Source organism: Vibrio caribbeanicus ATCC BAA-2122, from assembly GCF_000165125.1.
GTDB lineage: Bacteria > Pseudomonadota > Gammaproteobacteria > Enterobacterales > Vibrionaceae > Vibrio > Vibrio caribbeanicus.
On sequence record NZ_AEIU01000075.1, the window covers coordinates 150342 to 168483 of the forward strand.

Annotated in this window: 15 protein-coding genes; 7 read left to right on the forward strand and 8 right to left on the reverse strand. The window is 42.1% G+C overall.

The features are described 5' to 3' along the window. Positions 1-13 precede the first annotated feature (13 nt). Positions 14-544 carry a 3'-5' exonuclease gene (locus tag RH40_RS11655; protein WP_009601712.1) on the forward strand — a complete coding sequence of 177 codons (531 nt, stop codon included), beginning with the start codon at positions 14-16 and terminating at the stop codon, positions 542-544. A 16-nt stretch (positions 545-560) separates the two neighbouring features. On the opposite strand, the gene RH40_RS11660 is transcribed toward RH40_RS11655, so the two are convergent. From RH40_RS11660 to RH40_RS11670, 3 genes are all read right to left on the reverse strand, one after another. Beyond that, the gene (locus RH40_RS11660; protein ID WP_009601713.1) at positions 561-1007 is read right to left on the reverse strand and encodes a tellurite resistance TerB family protein; all 447 of its coding nucleotides are present in this window, start codon (positions 1005-1007) and stop codon (positions 561-563) included. Positions 1008-1336: 329 nt separating this feature from the next. After that, a complete protein-coding gene (locus RH40_RS11665) occupies positions 1337-3217 on the reverse strand; it encodes a metallophosphoesterase family protein (RefSeq protein WP_009601714.1) in 1881 nt (626 codons plus the stop codon). A 20-nt stretch (positions 3218-3237) separates the two neighbouring features. Next, positions 3238-3585 carry a VC1380 family protein gene (locus tag RH40_RS11670; protein WP_009601715.1) on the reverse strand — a complete coding sequence of 116 codons (348 nt, stop codon included), beginning with the start codon at positions 3583-3585 and terminating at the stop codon, positions 3238-3240. Positions 3586-3926: 341 nt separating this feature from the next. Here RH40_RS11670 and hrpA point away from each other — a divergent pair, with 341 nt between their 5' ends. From hrpA to RH40_RS11700, 6 genes are all read left to right on the forward strand, one after another. Next, positions 3927-7880 carry an ATP-dependent RNA helicase HrpA gene (gene hrpA / locus RH40_RS11675; RefSeq protein WP_039954632.1) on the forward strand — a complete coding sequence of 1318 codons (3954 nt, stop codon included), beginning with the start codon at positions 3927-3929 and terminating at the stop codon, positions 7878-7880. A 107-nt stretch (positions 7881-7987) separates the two neighbouring features. After that, on the forward strand, positions 7988-8485 hold the full coding sequence (locus RH40_RS11680; RefSeq protein WP_009601717.1) for an outer membrane beta-barrel protein: 498 nt from the start codon (positions 7988-7990) through the stop codon (positions 8483-8485). Positions 8486-8677: 192 nt separating this feature from the next. After that, on the forward strand, positions 8678-10471 hold the full coding sequence (locus RH40_RS11685) for an ABC transporter transmembrane domain-containing protein (RefSeq protein ID WP_009601718.1): 1794 nt from the start codon (positions 8678-8680) through the stop codon (positions 10469-10471). 201 nt (positions 10472-10672) lie between these two features. Next, positions 10673-11410 (forward strand): hypothetical protein, encoded by a 738-nt coding sequence (locus RH40_RS11690; protein ID WP_009601719.1) that lies wholly within the window; start codon positions 10673-10675, stop codon positions 11408-11410. 20 nt (positions 11411-11430) lie between these two features. Continuing rightward, positions 11431-12279 carry a hypothetical protein gene (locus RH40_RS11695; protein ID WP_039954633.1) on the forward strand — a complete coding sequence of 283 codons (849 nt, stop codon included), beginning with the start codon at positions 11431-11433 and terminating at the stop codon, positions 12277-12279. Continuing rightward, positions 12279-12953, forward strand: coding sequence for a hypothetical protein (locus RH40_RS11700; RefSeq protein WP_009601721.1), 675 nt, complete (start codon positions 12279-12281; stop codon positions 12951-12953). Before RH40_RS11695 ends, RH40_RS11700 begins: the two co-directional genes overlap by 1 nt. 81 nt (positions 12954-13034) lie before the next feature. Here the strand turns inward: RH40_RS11700 and trpA are convergent, their stop codons facing one another. From trpA to RH40_RS11725, 5 genes are read right to left on the reverse strand one after another with little or no spacing between them, the layout of a single operon-like run. Next, entirely contained in the window at positions 13035-13853 is an 819-nt protein-coding gene (trpA, locus tag RH40_RS11705; protein ID WP_009601722.1) for a tryptophan synthase subunit alpha, read from the reverse strand. Then, entirely contained in the window at positions 13853-15043 is a 1191-nt protein-coding gene (trpB, locus tag RH40_RS11710) for a tryptophan synthase subunit beta (protein ID WP_009601723.1), read from the reverse strand. The genes trpA and trpB overlap by 1 nt, the downstream gene beginning before the upstream one ends. Positions 15044-15093: 50 nt before the next feature. Then, positions 15094-16512 (reverse strand): bifunctional indole-3-glycerol-phosphate synthase TrpC/phosphoribosylanthranilate isomerase TrpF, encoded by a 1419-nt coding sequence (gene trpCF, locus RH40_RS11715; RefSeq protein ID WP_009601724.1) that lies wholly within the window; start codon positions 16510-16512, stop codon positions 15094-15096. Positions 16513-16538: 26 nt separating this feature from the next. Next, on the reverse strand, positions 16539-17537 hold the full coding sequence (trpD, locus tag RH40_RS11720) for an anthranilate phosphoribosyltransferase (protein ID WP_009601725.1): 999 nt from the start codon (positions 17535-17537) through the stop codon (positions 16539-16541). A 16-nt stretch (positions 17538-17553) separates the two neighbouring features. Then, the gene (locus RH40_RS11725) at positions 17554-18141 is read right to left on the reverse strand and encodes an aminodeoxychorismate/anthranilate synthase component II (protein ID WP_009601726.1); all 588 of its coding nucleotides are present in this window, start codon (positions 18139-18141) and stop codon (positions 17554-17556) included. Between the last annotated feature and the right edge of the window lies 1 nt (position 18142).

Below are 18142 nucleotides of genomic sequence, written 5' to 3' on the forward strand. Positions count from 1 at the left end.
CTAATGGGTGGTCATGAATCATAATCGCGTAGTTTGTTTCGATTTGGAAATGTGTTGTTGGAATGAAAATGGTATTGGTAGAACAGGAGAGATAATCGAAATTGGTCTTGCTGAGATCGATCTTACCTCTGGTGAAATTGTTAAGCGGGCACAGTATTATGTAAAGCCTGAAGCGGATGAAGTTTCCCAATTTTGTACTGAATTGACCGGTATTTCTCCACGTAAAATAGAGAAGCAGGGTCGTAGTTTGGGCGAAGTTTTGAACTCTATGAAAAAAAACTTTGGTGGCTCAAATAAGATTTACGCATCTTGGGGTAGAGATGATGTTATTTTGCAAAATGAATGTGCAAAAAAAGGTCTAGAAATGCCTTTCCGTGAGTTTATCAACTTGGCAACTTTATTCCGTATTCAAAATCGTCTCAAAGACAAAAGAGTGGGTCACAAGGTCGCACAAGAAATGAAAGGAATTACATGGGAAGGAAGGCAACATTCAGGGTATGTCGATGCATACAACCTAGCTAAACTTGCCCTCGTTATGCTTTAAAGTTTATGTAACTCTTTTATTGACCCTTGGCGTTAAGTTTTGCTCGAATAAATTCACTGTGATCAACATAAAGTAAGTCGGCGGTTTTTCTTATTACCATGTCCTCTAATGGATCAATGTGACCATCTGCGTTGGCCACTTCCCACATTGCTTTGATAAGCTCATAACGAGTATGTTCACTCAGACTCCGTAGTTGGGAAGTGAAATCATACAATGATACCGAGGCTTTCGCACATTCTGCTGCTTTGTTCATAAGTTCATCAGCAACTATTTTTTCAATACCTAGTAAACGTGAAAGGAGTTTACGGTTTGCCTCTAACTCAGTGTCGTCGAGTTGATGATCGGCATTGGCAACTTCATAGAGAAGGCAAGCGATAGCTAAGTTTATATCGCCTTTAGCACTGTTTGGAACCTCTTCGATATCGAGCATTTGTTTAAATAAATTGGTCAGTGAATTAAACATGGCTTTCTCCAAAAGTGTTTTTATCTAGTGATAGTGGTAATTTAGGTATAACTCAAGGTTTCTTCCGGAATATATCCAAGTAACCTCAAAATGCTAGTTTCAGCGAGGACGGTCTACTAAACAGACAGGACAATGATTTTAAGATCTTGTCATCTAAATTCAACATCGGTATTGATTTATAGACAAACCAGCCTTTGTTAGCGTGTATCTGTGCCGTTTTCATCACCAAGTAGTTTGGTAGCAACAAACTATTCTGCTGCGTTATCTTTCATGAGCTCAACACTGTTGCATTGCTTTGAATCCGGTATTTTGAAGTCATTTCGGTATACTCATTTTTTATCTATGGGTGGAAAATCCCATTCATCTCCAGAACTGGCAAGAATTGAGATCTTTTTCGGTTTTCCTTCATTATCTAACCGGACTTCACCGATACAGCTCATGTTGATCAATTTTCTCTTGCCGCTCCAGTTAGGTTGTCGTTTATATACCTTTAGCCGCTTCCGTTTGGTGAAGTAGTTAAGTGGAGAGCGAGGTGAATATAGAAAGCTATCCAAGTGATCGCAAAAAGACAGAAGTGGTTCTGGGAACTGATTTTTAATCCCACTACAGGTTATCTGATAAATGTTTGGGCTGTTTTTCTCAGAGCGGACTTTAATATCATAGGCAAAGGAGTAATGAACATCACCAGATAAGATGACGAAATTACTTGGTGTTTTGGTATGGGTAAAAATACTGATTAATGAGTTGGCACTACCTGGATGTGCCATCCAGTTTTCAGCATCAATGAGTAGTGGCTGTCCTAATTTGGTTGCCACGCGCTGCAAAGTTTCAATAAACTTAACGCCAAACATCGGCGCTGGAGAAACAACAATGATCTTATCTTGCTCGAGAAGCTCTTGTTGAAACTCAGTTAAAGCCTCCCAATCCATTAATCCAGAGGGCTTATTCAGTTTCGACTCCGACCGCCACCTTCTAGTCCGAGTGTCTAGGACGACCACCTTTGGTGTTGTGGGCACAACATAGTGCCATCTCTCAAACCTGAGTAGATAATTTATGAATTTATCTTGGGCGTCGGGCTGAAAATCGGACAGAAACTTGCGGCTAAATTGCATAAAATCAGTATTGAAACTGTTAGGCTCATTGCCCCAACCCTGGCAGAGCCAGTAAGCAATTAGAGCATTGCCTATAATTCTCTTTGCGAACGGGTTGTTGTATGCAGCTTTTTCCCAACCGACGGTCAGATTCCAATCGTCTGTAACGTCGTGGTCATCAAAAATCATGTAGGTTGGAATATGGGCAAGAAGACTCTGTACGTCAATAAGACCTGAGACAAATTGGTTAATATTCGCTTTTTCCAGTTTCCATTTTTGTTGGATGGCACTTGAGTACTCTTTATCAGACAAAAGGTCTTCTTTTGACTCAACACAGTGCCACAGAGAAGGGGACCAGGTTAACAAATACATGGCAATATGTTCAGAGAAACTGACGAGGTGATTTTCTGCTTCCCGCGAGCTAAATATCGGCGATTCATGCAGCCCTAACAGTTTTTTAATGGCACCCGAATTTAGAGTGTGACTTGGTAGTAGTTTATGGCGGGCATAGTAGCAGTTTGGGTGAGTTCTTAGTTCTTGGCTCGTATGGACAGGAGCACCATGGAACGTCTCTTCGGGTAATCCAAGCATCTCGATAACATGGAAAATGGCATGCAGCATTGGACCTGAGACATGATCTGCATATATTTGGTCGCCACCCATAATCAGCATATCTGGTCGTTCATTGACTGGTTGCAGTGCGACTTTTTTGTTTGCTTGTACTAGAGCGTCGCCGCTAGTGTGGTGCGGATTTCGACATGATCCATGAAGAATGTAATCCGCTTGTGTTGATATTTTTATGGTGAACTGAGTTTCATTGGGAAAGAGAAGTTCGGGGCACAAGCTGGATAAGGTGCCATATTGGGTAGTTAAATCATAATATAAGGGTGTATCTGTAGGAAAATCGCCTTTAAAATGGCCGAGTGTAATGAAGCAGCGTTCCCCAACCTGTATTTGATGACTTTGAAGCAAATTATCGCGATAAACGAAACCATTATTACCTGAGAGTTCAAAGAAACCTTCAATTTTTTCACTTGTGACTAACCACAATACGAGTTCGTCTCTGGTGGCTTTACGAAGAATTGGCCCCGCTATTAAAAAGGGTACATTTAAATCCATGGTTTTCTCTACAACAAGGTTTAATCTTGGGGACTTTCTAAAAGTTCTATGATTTCTGAACTGGAAAGTTCATGCCCCATCAGAAAAAGTGCCAACATTGCATCAGCTTTTGATGTCGTATCACCATTTTCATTAAGAATTTGTTCAAATCTATCGCGGATCAATTCTATTTCATGATCCACAAATCCTCGGCCTTCTTCTTCCCCCTGTATTTCCTCTGGGGCGGTATCGAAGTTCAAGAAGACGAGATCTTCAACCATATTTGCTTCTAGCAGGCGTTCGGGTAACCAAATTTCACCTGTCACAATGTCTGGATCGTACTCTTTGGGGATTGCATCAAGCAGTCGTTTTAATTCAGAGGCTTTCACAGTATCTCTTATATAATGATGGTAATGTCAAAGTGAGTTAACAGCTTAAGAGCCGACTAAAGATCAGTGTAGTTGTTAAGCGTTTATGTGTCTCTTGCCACTTAAAAAAAATTGTTAATAATCTTCGTACTAGGTTCCAATGATGTCAGCCATTTTCCAGTGTATCTTTTTATCGTTATTAATTGAAGTATCTGATTTAAATAGTAAGGTCGCCTGTGGTGCTGAGGGCCACGCCCAACGATTAACTTCGAACATGTGACAAGTGTGAGGATAAAAAATTTTTATCAGCCACGTGTAAGGAGTCTTGTTGACCTATTTATGATACTATGGCGAGAGTATAGATGTTAAGTGAAATAGGAAACGCTTTGGCCCCGTCACAGCCCATAAAAAATAGTGAAGTTAATCAAGCTTCCCAAGCGAATAGTCAGCAGTCTCTTCGTCAGGCCTTATCAGATTGTATGTTAAAAGATCGCTTTCGACTCGGGAAGCGAATAGCTGGTGCAGAAAAAATCAAAGATATTTCAGCTAAAAATAAAGTCTTTGATGAGATTGCAAGCGATATTGCTCAATCTATGATGGATGTTGAGTTACGTAGTCATGCTAATGTTAAAATTGACTATCCAGATATTTTACCCGTAAGCCAGAAAAAAGCGGATATCGCAAAAGCGATTGAAGAAAATCAAGTGGTCATTGTCGCCGGAGAAACTGGCTCAGGGAAAACGACCCAATTACCTAAGATATGTGCGGAATTAGGTAGAGGTAAGTTTGGCCTAATAGGGCATACTCAACCACGTAGACTGGCTGCTCGCTCAGTGGCAAATCGAATTGCGGAAGAAATGGAAACACCTCTGGGATCTGTAGTGGGGTATAAGGTTCGTTTTAACGACCAAATATCCGACAGTACAAAGATCAAATTGATGACAGATGGTATTCTACTGGCTGAAATACAGCACGATAGGTATTTGAATCAATATGATACGATCATTATTGATGAGGCTCATGAGCGAAGCCTTAATATCGATTTTATTTTGGGTTATTTAAAGGAACTGCTGCCGAAAAGACCGGACTTAAAGATAATTATCACCTCAGCTACTATCGATCCTGAGCGCTTTTCTGACCATTTTAATCAGGCACCCATTATTGAAGTATCTGGACGTACTTATCCAGTCGAAACTCGTTATCGTCCTCTCTCTGATGAGACTGAAGGTGATAAAGACCAGTTAGACGGAATTTTTGAGGCGGTTGATGAACTCTGTGATGAAGGGCTTGGTGATATCCTCATCTTCATGAATGGAGAGCGAGAAATTCGTGACACAGCTGATGCTCTTTCCAAGCGAAACCTTAAGTCTACCGAGATAGTTCCTCTTTATGCTAGATTATCAGCAAGTGAGCAGAATAGGATATTCCAACCTCATGCGGGACGAAGAATTGTACTTGCAACTAATGTCGCCGAAACTTCACTTACCGTTCCCGGTATAAAGTATGTCATTGACCCTGGTACAGCACGTATTAGTCGTTATAGTTACCGTACTAAAGTTCAGCGATTACCTATTGAGCCTATCTCTCAGGCGAGTGCTAACCAGCGTAAAGGACGTTGTGGCCGTGTGGAGGAAGGAATATGCATTAGACTTTTTTCTGAGGATGACTTTAATCAACGACCTGAATTTACAGACCCAGAGATTCTTCGCACTAACCTAGCTTCTGTTATTCTTCAGATGACAGCACTTGGCCTTGGAGAAATCGAGGCTTTTCCGTTCGTTGAGTCCCCGGACAAAAGGAATATACAAGATGGTATGCGCCTCTTGGAAGAATTGGGAGCCATCGATAGTCAAGCCAAAGAGCCTAAAAAACGGTTAACCAAGATGGGGCGGCAGCTTGCAAGATTACCTATCGACCCTAGGCTGGCAAGAATGGTTCTTGAAGCACCAAAGTTTTCTGCGTTGAAAGAGCTAATGGTTATTGCTTCAGCTCTGTCTATTCAAGATCCTAGAGAACGTCCCTCTGATAAACAGCAATCGTCTGATGATAAACATCGTAGATTTTTTCATGAAGAATCTGATTTTTTGACCTTGGTTAATTTATGGGATTACTTACAGAAGCAACAGAAACAGCTCTCAAGCAATCAGTTTCGCAAGCAGTGTAAGCAAGATTATCTTAATTATCTTCGGGTTCGGGAATGGCAAGATGTTTATTTTCAAGTTCATCAATCAATGAGAGAGATGGGTTTTAATATCAATGATGAACCTGCAAACTATCAAGGAGTACATAGTGCAATCCTAGTCGGTTTGTTATCACATATTGGTGTTAAAGATCCTGAGAAAAACGACTATCAAGGTTCTAGAAACGCTCGCTTTCATATATTCCCTGCTTCGGGGTTATTTAAAAAACAGCCTAAATGGATTATGTCTGCTGAGTTGGTCGAAACCTCCAAATTATGGGGTAGAATCATTGCAAAAATTCAACCGGAGTGGATAGAGCCCCTCGCAAAGCATTTGATAAAACGTAGCTACAGTGAGCCCCATTGGTCCAAAAAGCGATCTGCAGTGATGGCCTATGAAAAGGTTATGCTGTACGGATTACCTGTTGTGGCGAAAAGGCTCGTCAACTACAGCAACATCGATGCTACGTTAAGTCGTGAAATATTTATTCGCAGTGCTCTAGTTGAAGGTGAATGGGAGACAAAGCACAGGTTCTTTAAACAAAACCGTAGATTGTTGCAAGAGGTAGAAGAGCTCGAACATAAATCTCGTCGTAGAGATATCTTGGTTGATGATGATGAGCTGTTCGACTTCTATGATCAACGTATCGATATGGGTGTTGTATCTGGCAAACACTTCGATACTTGGTGGAGTAGCAAAGTTAAAGGACAACCAGAGTTACTCAATTTTGAGAAGGAAATGTTGTTGAGGGCTGATGCTAGCCACGTTACTGAGCTTGACTACCCTAACTTCTGGCATCAGAACAATTTAAAATTAAAATTGAGTTATCAGTTTGAACCAGGTGAAGATAGTGACGGTGTAACGGTGCATCTGCCATTACCAATACTTAACCAGGTTGAGCCGCACGGATTTGATTGGCAGATTCCGGGCTTACGTAATGAACTAGTTGTTAGTCTTATCAAATCTTTACCGAAAACTGTGCGCAAAAATTTTGTTCCGGCTCCTAATTATGCGGATGCTTTTCTTGCGAGAGCCAAGCCAATGGAACTTCCTTTGCTTGACGCATTGGAAAAAGAACTCAAAAAAATGACTGGGGTTGAGGTTTTGCGCGATGATTGGAATATCGCGCAGATACCAGACCATTTAAAGGTCACTTTTAGAGCGATTGATCATCGTAATCGAAAGTTAAAAGAGAGCCAGAGCTTACATGAGCTCAAAGAGGGTTTAAAAGATCAGGTACAAAAAACACTCTCTAAGGTAGCTGATGATGATATTGAGCAAAACGGCCTGAAAACATGGAGTTTTGGCGCTTTGCCAAGAGTTTACCAACAGAAACGTGGCGGGTTTGAAGTCAAAGCTTATCCAGCGATTGTTGACGCAAAAGACAGCGTCGAGATTAAGCTCTATGAGACTGAAGTGGAGCAAAATTTTGCGATGCGCAAAGGGCAGCGACGTTTAATTTTACTCAATGTGCCTTCTCCTATTAAATATCTACACAATAATCTACCCAACAAGTCCAAACTTGGTCTGTATTTTAATCCATACGGAAAAGTAATGGATCTTATTGATGACTGTATTGCGTGTGGTGTAGACAAGCTTGTGGAGCAACATGGTGGGTTGGTTTGGGAGCCAACTAATTTTGAAACACTCAAAGAGGTGGTAAGAGCAGAGTTGGGTGATACCGTTGTTGATATCGCAACCCAGGTTGAGGCGATCCTTACCACTGCTTTTAACATCAATAAGAAGCTAAAGGGCAAAGTGGATTTGTCGATGGCATTCGCACTTTCTGACATAAAAGCTCAGATTGAAGGTCTTATTTTCAAAGGTTTCGCGACGGAGTCTGGCTGGCAAAAACTGCCTGATATTTTGCGTTATATGCAAGCAATTGAGAGGCGGATGGAAAAATTACCGATCGATCCTAATAAAGATCGACTTCATATGTTAAAAATTGAGGCAGCGACTTCTTCTTACAAAGAGCTGTTGCACAAAATACCTCACGGTGCCTCTATACCAGAATCTGTGAAGGAAATAAGATGGATGCTTGAAGAGTTGAGAGTGAGTTATTACGCTCAGCAGCTAGGTACGCCTTATCCCATCTCTGATAAACGGATCCAAATGGCGATAGATGCTTGCTAGGTATATAAATTGCATAAGATTTTTCAACAGATGATGATTAAGTCAATATCGGCAGGTGTTTGCCATACACAAGACCTGTCTAAATCAAAATAGAAAGAAGGTAAATTATGAAGAAGACACTACTAGCACTCGCTCTTATCGGAGTTTCTGCAACGGCTTCTGCAGATGCATTGGTTTACGGTGGTGCAAGCGCGGGACAGTCTGATTTAGGGGGGGAATCTTCCACTTCATACAATGTTCATGTGGGTACTGGCATTTTACCATTCATTGCTCTTGAGGCGGGGTTCCAAGATTTTGGCGAATTTAAAAATGCCACATATGACAATGTTAAACGCGACCTTCAGGCTTCTGCTGTTTATTTTGCCGTTAAACCTAGCATGGATTTTGGACCTTTACATGTCTATGCTAGGGCAGGGCTACACTCCTATGAATTAAAAGGGAAAAATAGCGACTTTAAAGAAGACGAAATTGATATGATGTACGGTGTGGGTGCAGAATATTTTGTTATGGGACCATTTTCGCTCGGGGCAAGCTACAATGTATTTTCGATGAAGAAAGAAAATGTTGAAAACTTTGCCCTAAATGCCACATTCCATTTCTTGTAATTTTTAGCACAGCTTCAAGTGTGACAAGCTTCTGGAGTTTCCAGAGATATGTAGGCCTGACGTTTGTCAGGCCTTTTGTTTTTGGTGTAGAAGTTTTGGTAGAATATGTCCTCTTGTTCTGAGTTTTCGTAACAGTTTCTATGCGGTATACGACATGAATAAATACTTCAAGATATCCTTAGGCGGTTTCTAATGACACAAACAGCAAGTCATGATCAACAAAGCCACGCGGAAGATAAGCGCAAAAATTTGTCGATTTTGAGAGAGTTACACCAATTTATCCAGCCTCATAAATACAAAGTTTTCGCAGCACTATTGGCTTTGATAGTTACAGCAGGTTTGACCCTTGCTGTCGGACAGGGTGTCCGGATGTTAATTGACAATGGGTTTTCTCGGCAATCTCAGAGTGATCTCACTACAGCAATCAGTTTTATTCTTACAATCACTATACTCATTGCCATCGGAACCTTTTTCCGCTTTTATCTTGTTTCATCAGTTGGAGAAAGGGTCAGTGCCGATATTCGATTAGCCGTTTTTAATCATGTTATTGATCTACATCCTAGCTATTTCGAAGAGAAGGGGAGCGGCGATATTATGTCGCGCATCACTACTGATACTACCTTGTTACAAAGTATTATTGGTTCGTCATTTTCCATGGCGATGCGAAGTGCACTCTTGGGTAGCGGGGCAATCATAATGCTGTTTGCTACTAATATTAAGCTGACAATTATTGTTTTGGCATCAGTTCCACTTGCTTTATTACCTATTCTTTTTTATGGCCGAAAGGTACGTGCCCTATCTAGGCGGAGTCAGGATTCTATGGCAGAGGTTGGTAGCTATGCTGGAGAAGCGATAGAACATATTAAAACGGTACAAAGCTTCAACAGAGAACAGCAAGAAAAACAATCGTTTGCCATCGGAGTGGAGCGAGCATTCGAGGTTGGTAAAGAACGAGTAAAACAGCGCGCTATACTCATATCTGGCGTCATAGTCATTGTGTTCGGCGCGATATCAGGAATGCTGTGGGTTGGGGGTAATGATGTCATTGAAGGTCAAATGTCTGCTGGAGACCTTGGCGCATTTGTTTTCTACGCTATCGTTGTGGCTTCGTCATTTGCTAATCTCTCTGAGGTAATGGGAGAGTTGCAGAGGGCGGCGGGTGCGACTGAACGTTTAATTGAAATTATACAAGTAAGGAGTTTGATCGCTGTTCCTGAATCTACTGAAATTTTGCTCCCAGAAGAAAAAAATGATGTAACTTTTGAAGGTGTCACCTTCAGATATCCCTCGAGACCTGAGACGCCCGCTTTAAATAACTTGTCATTAACTGCTGAGTCCGGAAAAGTCCTCGCTCTTGTTGGTCCTTCTGGAGCAGGTAAAAGCACTTTGTTTGAGTTACTACAAAGGTTTTATGATCCTCAAGCTGGAAATATATGTATCGGGGGGGTGAGCATTCGCCAAATGGCAACATTTTATTTGCGCGATGAGATGGCAATAGTTCCACAACAGCCAGCGCTTTTCAGTAACAACGTGTATCATAATATTCGCTACGGTAATCCGTCTGCAACGGATGAAGAGGTGGTAGCCGCAGCCAAAAAAGCGCACGCTCATGAATTTATTTTAGGGCTTCCCGATGGATACATGAGCTTCTTAGGTGATAAAGGTGTTCGGTTGTCTGGTGGACAAAGGCAAAGAATCGCTATTGCACGCGCAATCCTTAAAAATCCAAAGATACTTCTATTGGACGAAGCAACTAGTGCTTTGGACAGTGAGAGTGAGCATTATGTGCAGAAAGCTCTGGAAGAACTTATGGAAGGGCGTACAACGATCATCATTGCCCATAGGCTCTCTACGATTCAGCATGCAGATAAAATAGCGGTATTCGACGCAGGCGAATTGGTTGATACAGGAACTCATCAACAACTGTTGAATACATGCCCGATTTACAAACGCTTAGTTAAGCTGCAATTTAAAGACTCTGCCTAAACAAGCAACTTAGCGTTATGATGGTGAAAGTTCTAGTCACCTTGGATTTTCTCAAAAACTTTAAATAGCGAGATGAGATTTGGTCTTTATGATGTAGGCTTAAGTTTACCTCAGAGATATTGAGTTTCTTTATCCCAATCTCATTGATTAATCTTGTGGTCTCTTGGATAATTAAGTGTTAGCCATTCATTGTGAGTTACTATGTCATCATCCTTGAGCTCGATCGCATGGGCGTTTAAAGCCACTAAACCAGAAGACAAACTTTTGATTCTCGCGTTGGCAGAGATTGCCGATAACAAAGGCAACTTTGAGACGTCTATTGAAGAGCTCCATCAACTAACTGGACTGGATTCAGGTATTATAAGTTCTGTTCTACGCCATTTTCTAAGTCCAATGGTTGCTCTGATCAACCTAACACCTAGAGAGGATAAATCGAAAGAACTCTTTTGTGGAAAGCTAATGTTACAGCAACAAACCAGTCACTCTCTTAACGACATAGAACAAATCAATTTGCTTGCGCAGGTTCAAGAGCAACACAATCGAATTGAGTCCAATAAACGAAACAATCGAGGTAAACTCAATCGTGCTCAACGGGCACAGGTTGCGCCTTTAGACCCAAGTGCACAACAAAAGCAATATAACGTGCTGGAGATACATATGGAGCAAGTTCCAGACTGGGCGGAGGCGATTATGTTTCAGAAGGGAGTACTAGGTCGTAAAGAAATTTGGGACTCTCTTGTCGTTGATGTGCACCAGTCCGGTGAAAGGCTGTTTTCTTTGAAGCAACTGACCAATCGCCTTCATCAGAAAATTGATTATTTCAAAGATCTATCATTTAAAAGTTCAAAATCAAGCGGCTCGCAGCGCACTGTTAGGCAATCTGCTTTGAGTGAGTTTGAGGAGAAAGCGTCGAATTACCTCTCACGTTACGAAGACTAAGTTTCACGAACTGAGTATCTATGATGAATAAAGAATTTAATAAGCCTAAGAATGTTAAGGATATGGGTGAAACTTTCGAGGAACTTCTTGCTCGTAAGTCGAAAGTTGCCAAGAAGGTTAGCAATACGACTCACGGCGTAACAAAACAGCGTGAGTCGGGCTCTGAGTTAAGTCCACAGGTTGAGCAAAACCTTGAGCGTTATCAGGACAAGCAGCAGAAAGCTCAGATTTTCCAGGTATGGTCTATGTTAATGCAGGCATTCGGTTCAAAATTTACTTACTTTTTTGGTGATGAGCCTGATAGCCGGTTTATGTCATTCGCCGCTTCACTCTCACATGATGGTTACAAACGCTTGGAGGCCAATTTATACGAGCGTTTGGATGAAAATCAAGAATGGCCACCATCATTGGTAAGGTTAAGCCAGTTGGCCGACTCTCCGACAAAGGAGATGATGTATCAAGCCAGACAAAAGCTATTCCACAATCCTGTCCCGAGTTGTGAGTTAAATCGAGTTGAGCTTTACATTCGCAGATATAAAATGAGCGAAGTAAGAAATTTTTCAGACAGGTTCTTTGAAGCTGAATTTAATCGTCGTTTCACTCAATGGTTTAGAGAAGTGATGCTTGATGACCTTGACACACAAGTTGAAGCTAGGCAAAAAACTCTCTCTGACAACATAAATACTTTTACGTCGACTGAACATGACCGACGTAGAGAAGAGCAGGTGACGAATGGTGAAGCTTTCGACCATCCACTGGGAGAAAGGATTAAAGATTTGATCGATTCTAAAAGCAGTAGTTGGGAGGCACTATCAAGTGAGCAAGAAGAGCTTGTACAGAAAATACGTCAAGCAACTAAGGGGAAATAGTGCGCAACTTTGAGGTTTTAGAGAGAGGAAATGACTACTTTGTTTGTCAAGTGGATGGTATGCATTGCCGTATTGTCATTGATGAGTTTAGCTCTGCTCTGACTATAGGTGAACACAGACTACATGTTGAAGAAGTGTCAGACAGGTATGTTCACCATTCGAAAGATGGTATTTTTAGATTGACTCTGCCTCTTGAAGAGCAGGATTCAATTGCTATCTGCACACTAAATGCTGGTCCGAGAAATCAATTTACCTATCGTTCTTGCCTTAAGCTCGGAGGCAAATGGGAACCGATACTTAATGAATGGGTGTTTTCAGCCTCGGTATCCGATAAAGTGGATCAATTGCGGCAAATTATACATTCACCAAGAAAAATATTAGAAGTAACATTTAAAGAAACTATCTCTATGCCGAATAAATCTTTGTCTTTATTTGGCTTCGAGTTAGTAAAAGGAATAAAGCGTAACCACGAACCTATCTTTCATCGCGGGGTCTCTCTTAAGAAAGGGACCATTTCATATGTTGTTTCGGATACTAGCAAGACAGTAGCACTTGCTGGCTCTATCGTGCGCCTAACCGTGCCTGAGGGTATGCTAAAAGATAAGCGCTTCAAAGAAGAATACTTCGCAGCGCTTGATTATCGAATACTAAAGTCGTCACGTAAGCGCTTTTAATCAAAGAGCCACTCAGAATGTTTCGAGTGGCTTACTATTCAGTTTGGAGTGAACTGGTTATTTTTGAACGTCAAATACCGTTCAAAGGGAGTTGGAAGTATGCGTTGCCGCTTTCATGCCTTTCACAAATTGTGCCAAATCATCCAACATTTTGTTGGGCTCATCCAGAGAACTTTCAATAATTTTTACAACAGCAGAGCCAGAAATGGCACCAGATGCACCTGCTTTGAGAGCCTGTTTGACTTGCTCAGGCTGTGAGATACCAAAGCCAAGCAACGCGGGAGGTGCGTTGAAATCACGCAGCGAACTAAGAACTTTGTCTACGGGCATATTCGCTTCATTTTCTGCACCAGTTACTCCTGTGCGAGAGAGTAGATAAGTGTATCCTTCACCTAACTCAGCAACCTGTTTTATTGTTGATTCATCAGCAGTAGGAGGAGCGATAAAGATAGGATGAATATCGTATTTTTTTGCAGCAGCAACAAATTCTCTGCTTTCATTGGTTGGAACATCGGCAATTAAGACTGAATCTATTCCAGCTTCTTTACAGCGCTGATAAAAGTTATCTATTCCTCGCGAATAGACCAAATTAGCATACATGAGGAGACCAATGGGTAGGTCAGGAAATTCGTCGCGTATTCTTTGTATTTGTGTAAAGCAATTGTCTGGTGTTGCTCCAGAGTCGAGTGCTCGAATATTTGCCCCTTGAATTGTTGGACCATCGGCGAGCGGATCTGAAAATGGTATACCAAGCTCTAAGGCATCTGCTCCTGATTCGGCTAATGTCTTCATAATTTGGTAGGACTGTTCGAGGTTGGGATCACCTACGGTCACGAAAGGAACAAATGCACCTTGGTTTTTTGTTGTCAGACTTTCAAACATTTTTACATAGCGACTCATTAGATAACTCCTTTTTCTTCTAGGATGGCACTTACAGTAAAAATATCCTTATCCCCTCGACCAGATAAATTCACGACTAACAACTGTTCTTGATCTGGATTGCTCCGAGCCATTTTTAGTGCGTGTGCGACTGCATGAGCAGATTCCAGGGCAGGGATAATTCCCTCGTGACTTGCTATCTCTTGGAATGCTTCTAATGCTTCATCATCCGTTACATTATCGTACTCCGCTCGACCTGTCGCATTTAAGTGGGCGTGTTGGGGGCCAACAGATGGAAAATCTAATCCAGCGGAAACAGAATAAGACTCTTCTACTTGACCATATGTGTCCTGCATTAGCGGAGCTTTCATTCCGAAAAATATTCCGGTTTTTCCATGCTTGAGTGGAGCACCATGCTGGTCTGTGTCAATGCCTTTGCCGGCTGGTTCTACGCCAATAAGTCGGACGGACTCTTCTTCGATAAAGTCTGCAAACATACCGATAGCATTCGAACCACCCCCTACACAGGCTATGACCGCATCAGGTAATCGTCCCTCTCGAGCTAAGATCTGATTCTTGGTTTCCTCACCAATCATTCTCTGAAAATCTCTCACTATGGTGGGGAATGGATGAGGACCCGCTGCGGTACCAAGTAAATAATGTGCTTCTTGATATGTGGCCGACCAATCCCTCAACGCCTCATTGCAAGCATCCTTTAATGTTGCTGAACCTGAATGTACGGGGATAACCTCTGCGCCCATCAACTTCATTCGAAACACATTTGGGCTTTGACGTTCAACATCCTTAGCGCCCATATACACGCGGCACTTTAGGCCGAGTAGTGCACATGCTAGCGCGGTTGCAACACCGTGTTGACCTGCGCCAGTCTCGGCAATGATCTCATTCTTTCCCATTCTTTTTGCGAGTAATGCTTGTCCCAAGACTTGATTGGTTTTGTGAGCGCCACCATGAAGAAGGTCTTCTCGTTTTAGATAGAGCTTGGTTTTTGTACCTTTCGTGAGGTTGCGAGTGAGCGTTAGTGCAGTTGGCCGGCCGGCGTACTCTTGGAGTAGAGACATAAACTCACTACGAAAGCTGGGATCATCTTGGGCATCAATAAAAGCCTGCTCCAACTGGTCGAGTGCTGGTACGAGAATCTGTGGCACGTACTGGCCACCATACTCACCAAAATAGGCATCAAGTTTTGCCATATCTTTTTCCTTAACTGTCATGCAGCACGAAAACTCATGCCGTGATATTTTTAATAACTTCTGATTGCTTGAAAAGTCTGAGCCAGTTTATCCGAGTCTTTTTTACCCGCGGATGTCTCAACACCAGAGTTAATGTCCAATCCTAAACAGCCTTGTTCTGCTGCTTTTTGCGCGTTGAAAGGAGTAATGCCGCCCGCCAACATAACTCTACTAGGGTCAGGGATGAGAGACCAGTCGAAAACTAAGCCTGTTCCGCCAACTTTAGCACCAACTTGTGTGTCCAATAAGTGACGATCTATGTGGTTTTCCATAAAGTTTGGCACTTGATCACTGACACCATATGCTTTCCAAATTTCTACATCTTCACCAAGTTGCTTCCTCAAGTCGGCAATAAACGATTCATCCTCTTTTCCGTGTAGTTGGACCGCTTTGAGGCCGAGAACGCCAACGACTTCTAAGATTGCTTCAATGGTATGATTTTGGAAAACGCCGACATATTGAAGCGGGGCTCCGAGGATAACTTCTTTTGCCTGCTCAATATCAACATAGCGAGGAGAGCGTTCAGCAAATATAAGCCCCCCAAACACTGCACCAGATTGGTAGACACTCGCTGCATCCTCGGCACGAGTCAATCCACACACTTTGTTCTCACCATAAATAACTTTTCTTACCGCCAGCTCAAGGTCTGGTTCTGCCATTAGAGAACTGCCGATAAGAAATCCATTGGCATAGGGAACCAGATCTCTGATTTGCTGGTGGGTATAAATACCTGATTCAGAGATGATGGTCACCTCTGATAAACGCTGGCGAACTATAGGAGCGAGCTCTTTTGTGCGATTGAGATCCGTCGTTAGGTCACGAAGATTTCTATTGTTGATCCCGATTACGCGGGCACCAAGTTTAACAGCTCGTTCTAATTCATCTTGGTTACTTATCTCAGTTAATATGCCCATATCGAGTGAATCGGCAACCTGAGATAAATGTCGATATTCGTCGTCATTTAAAACAGATAGCATCAGTAATATAGCGTCTGCTTGATAGTGCCTAGCTAGGTAAACTTGATAGCTATCAATAAAAAAATCTTTACATAGTAGCGGCTGACTTGTTTGTTTCTTTATTTGAGGGATAAAATCAAAACTACCTTGAAAATACTTCTCGTCAGTCAAGATTGAGATAGCATCAGCATGTCTAGAATAAACAGATGCGATCTCTTCGAGGTCAAAGTGTTCCCGTATTAGTCCCTTGGAAGGCGATGCTTTTTTGCATTCGGTGATAAAGACAGTCTTGTTTTGCTCTAATGCTGCATAGAAGTCTCGATCTGAGGGTTTAAGATCTTTCTCAAAGCCCTCGAGTGGCTGATGGGATTTTCGCTCTGCAACCCATAACTCTTTATCATTGACAATTTTTTGAAGGACTTCTGCCATGTTGGCCTCTCGCACTGAGATATGCTCAGATAATTTGTCAGTCATTTTGGTTACCTTGTCTATCCATTTGGTTATGCATGTGATGCTAGTTGTTTGACTAGCTCATATGCTTTTCCAGAATTCATCACGTCAATCGCCTGCTGCGTATTTATTTTCAGATCTTCGTGCCCAAAAAGACGCATGAGAAGAGCAACGTTTACAGCGATAGCACTTAATTGTGCTTGTGTTCCTTTACCAGTAAGAATATTGGTGATAATTGTACGGTTTTCCTCTGGAAGCCCGCCTTTAATGGCTTCAATTGGGTGAACGTCAACACCGAAATCTTTGGGTTCAAGAGTATATTCTTTTATTACTCCATCGCTGATCTCAGCGACTTTGGTTGAGCCATGAATCGCAACCTCATCAAGACCGCTACCATGAACGACAGCTGCGCGCTTCATTCCCATTTTAAGCATGGTTTGCGCGATGGGCTTCACTAAGTCTGCAGAATATACACCCATTAGTTGTATGTTTGGTTGAGCAGGGTTAATCAATGGACCCAGAATATTAAAAATAGTGCGTGTTTTCATAGCCTGTCTGACAGGCATAGCATGTTTAACACCTTGGTGATATTGAGGTGCAAATAGAAATGCAACGCCAATATTATCGATTGCAAGTTTTGTATCCTCGGGAGTCATGGCTAAGTTTATTCCAAATGAGTCAAGTAAATCTGAGCTGCCAGATTTGCTCGAAACACTACGATTTCCATGTTTTGCTATTTTTAGCCCACAGGCAGCGGCAACAAAGGCGGCCGTTGTAGATATATTGATAGTGTCATGGCCATCCCCTCCAGTCCCAACAATGTCTGCAACATCGTATTCAATTTTTGGAAATCTTTTCGCATTTGATACTAATGCACTAGCTGCTCCAGCAATCTCATCAGGTGTTTCTCCTTTGAGTTTTAATGCGGTCAATGCTGAGGCCATGATAATAGGGTCGACATCTCCACGGATAATGGCTTCGAAGAGTTGCTTACTTTCTGCCTGAGTGAGTGACATTTTGTTGTAGAGCTTGGTTAATATCGCTTCCATATGGACCGGACCCTCCTTATCGATTAGTACTCTGCGCCCAGTCAATGACATTGGCAAGGAGTTTTGCTCCATGTGTTGTCATTATGGACTCAGGGTGAAATTGAAAACCACACACTTTGTCTCTGTCGTTAGCAACAGACATAACCAAACCTTCAACTTCTGCGGTAACATTCAGTTGCTCTGGGATATCTGTTGCTACTAATGAATGGTAACGAGCAATGGCAAAAGGAGAGGGTAGCGAGTGATAACAAGCGTGATTGTTATGATGCATCATAGATACTTTACCATGGACAATATTGTCTGCACCGATGACTTTTCCTCCATAGGCTTCAACGATAGCCTGATGACCTAGGCAAATACCGATGATAGGGACTTGGCCTTTGAAGGTATTGATCAGCTCTGGCATTACACCGGCGTCTGAGGGGACTCCTGGCCCAGGTGAAAGAACAAATACTGCGCTTTCGAGTTCTATGGCTGTGCGTTTGAGAGTTTCAATAGAAATCGTATTGCGATAGATAGTAACTTTATGACCCAGTGACCTAAATTGATCGACGAGATTATAGGAAAAAGAATCGAAGTTATCGATAAAAATGATGCTAGCCATA

Excerpts from the sequence above, each read along its gene's own strand:
- RH40_RS11680 (WP_009601717.1), top strand. The coding sequence starts at position 7,988 with ATGAAGAAGACACTACTAGCACTCGCTCTTATCGGAGTTTCTGCAACG.
- trpB (WP_009601723.1), bottom strand. The coding sequence starts at position 15,043 with ATGGCAAAACTTGATGCCTATTTTGGTGAGTATGGTGGCCAGTACGTG.
- RH40_RS11690 (WP_009601719.1), top strand. The coding sequence starts at position 10,673 with ATGTCATCATCCTTGAGCTCGATCGCATGGGCGTTTAAAGCCACTAAA.
- RH40_RS11695 (WP_039954633.1), top strand. The coding sequence starts at position 11,431 with ATGATGAATAAAGAATTTAATAAGCCTAAGAATGTTAAGGATATGGGT.
- trpCF (WP_009601724.1), bottom strand. The coding sequence starts at position 16,512 with ATGACTGACAAATTATCTGAGCATATCTCAGTGCGAGAGGCCAACATG.
- RH40_RS11655 (WP_009601712.1), top strand. The coding sequence starts at position 14 with ATGAATCATAATCGCGTAGTTTGTTTCGATTTGGAAATGTGTTGTTGG.
- trpA (WP_009601722.1), bottom strand. The coding sequence starts at position 13,853 with ATGAGTCGCTATGTAAAAATGTTTGAAAGTCTGACAACAAAAAACCAA.
- hrpA (WP_039954632.1), top strand. The coding sequence starts at position 3,927 with ATGTTAAGTGAAATAGGAAACGCTTTGGCCCCGTCACAGCCCATAAAA.
- RH40_RS11665 (WP_009601714.1), bottom strand. The coding sequence starts at position 3,217 with ATGGATTTAAATGTACCCTTTTTAATAGCGGGGCCAATTCTTCGTAAA.
- RH40_RS11725 (WP_009601726.1), bottom strand. The coding sequence starts at position 18,141 with ATGGCTAGCATCATTTTTATCGATAACTTCGATTCTTTTTCCTATAAT.
- RH40_RS11685 (WP_009601718.1), top strand. The coding sequence starts at position 8,678 with ATGACACAAACAGCAAGTCATGATCAACAAAGCCACGCGGAAGATAAG.
- RH40_RS11660 (WP_009601713.1), bottom strand. The coding sequence starts at position 1,007 with ATGTTTAATTCACTGACCAATTTATTTAAACAAATGCTCGATATCGAA.
- trpD (WP_009601725.1), bottom strand. The coding sequence starts at position 17,537 with ATGGAAGCGATATTAACCAAGCTCTACAACAAAATGTCACTCACTCAG.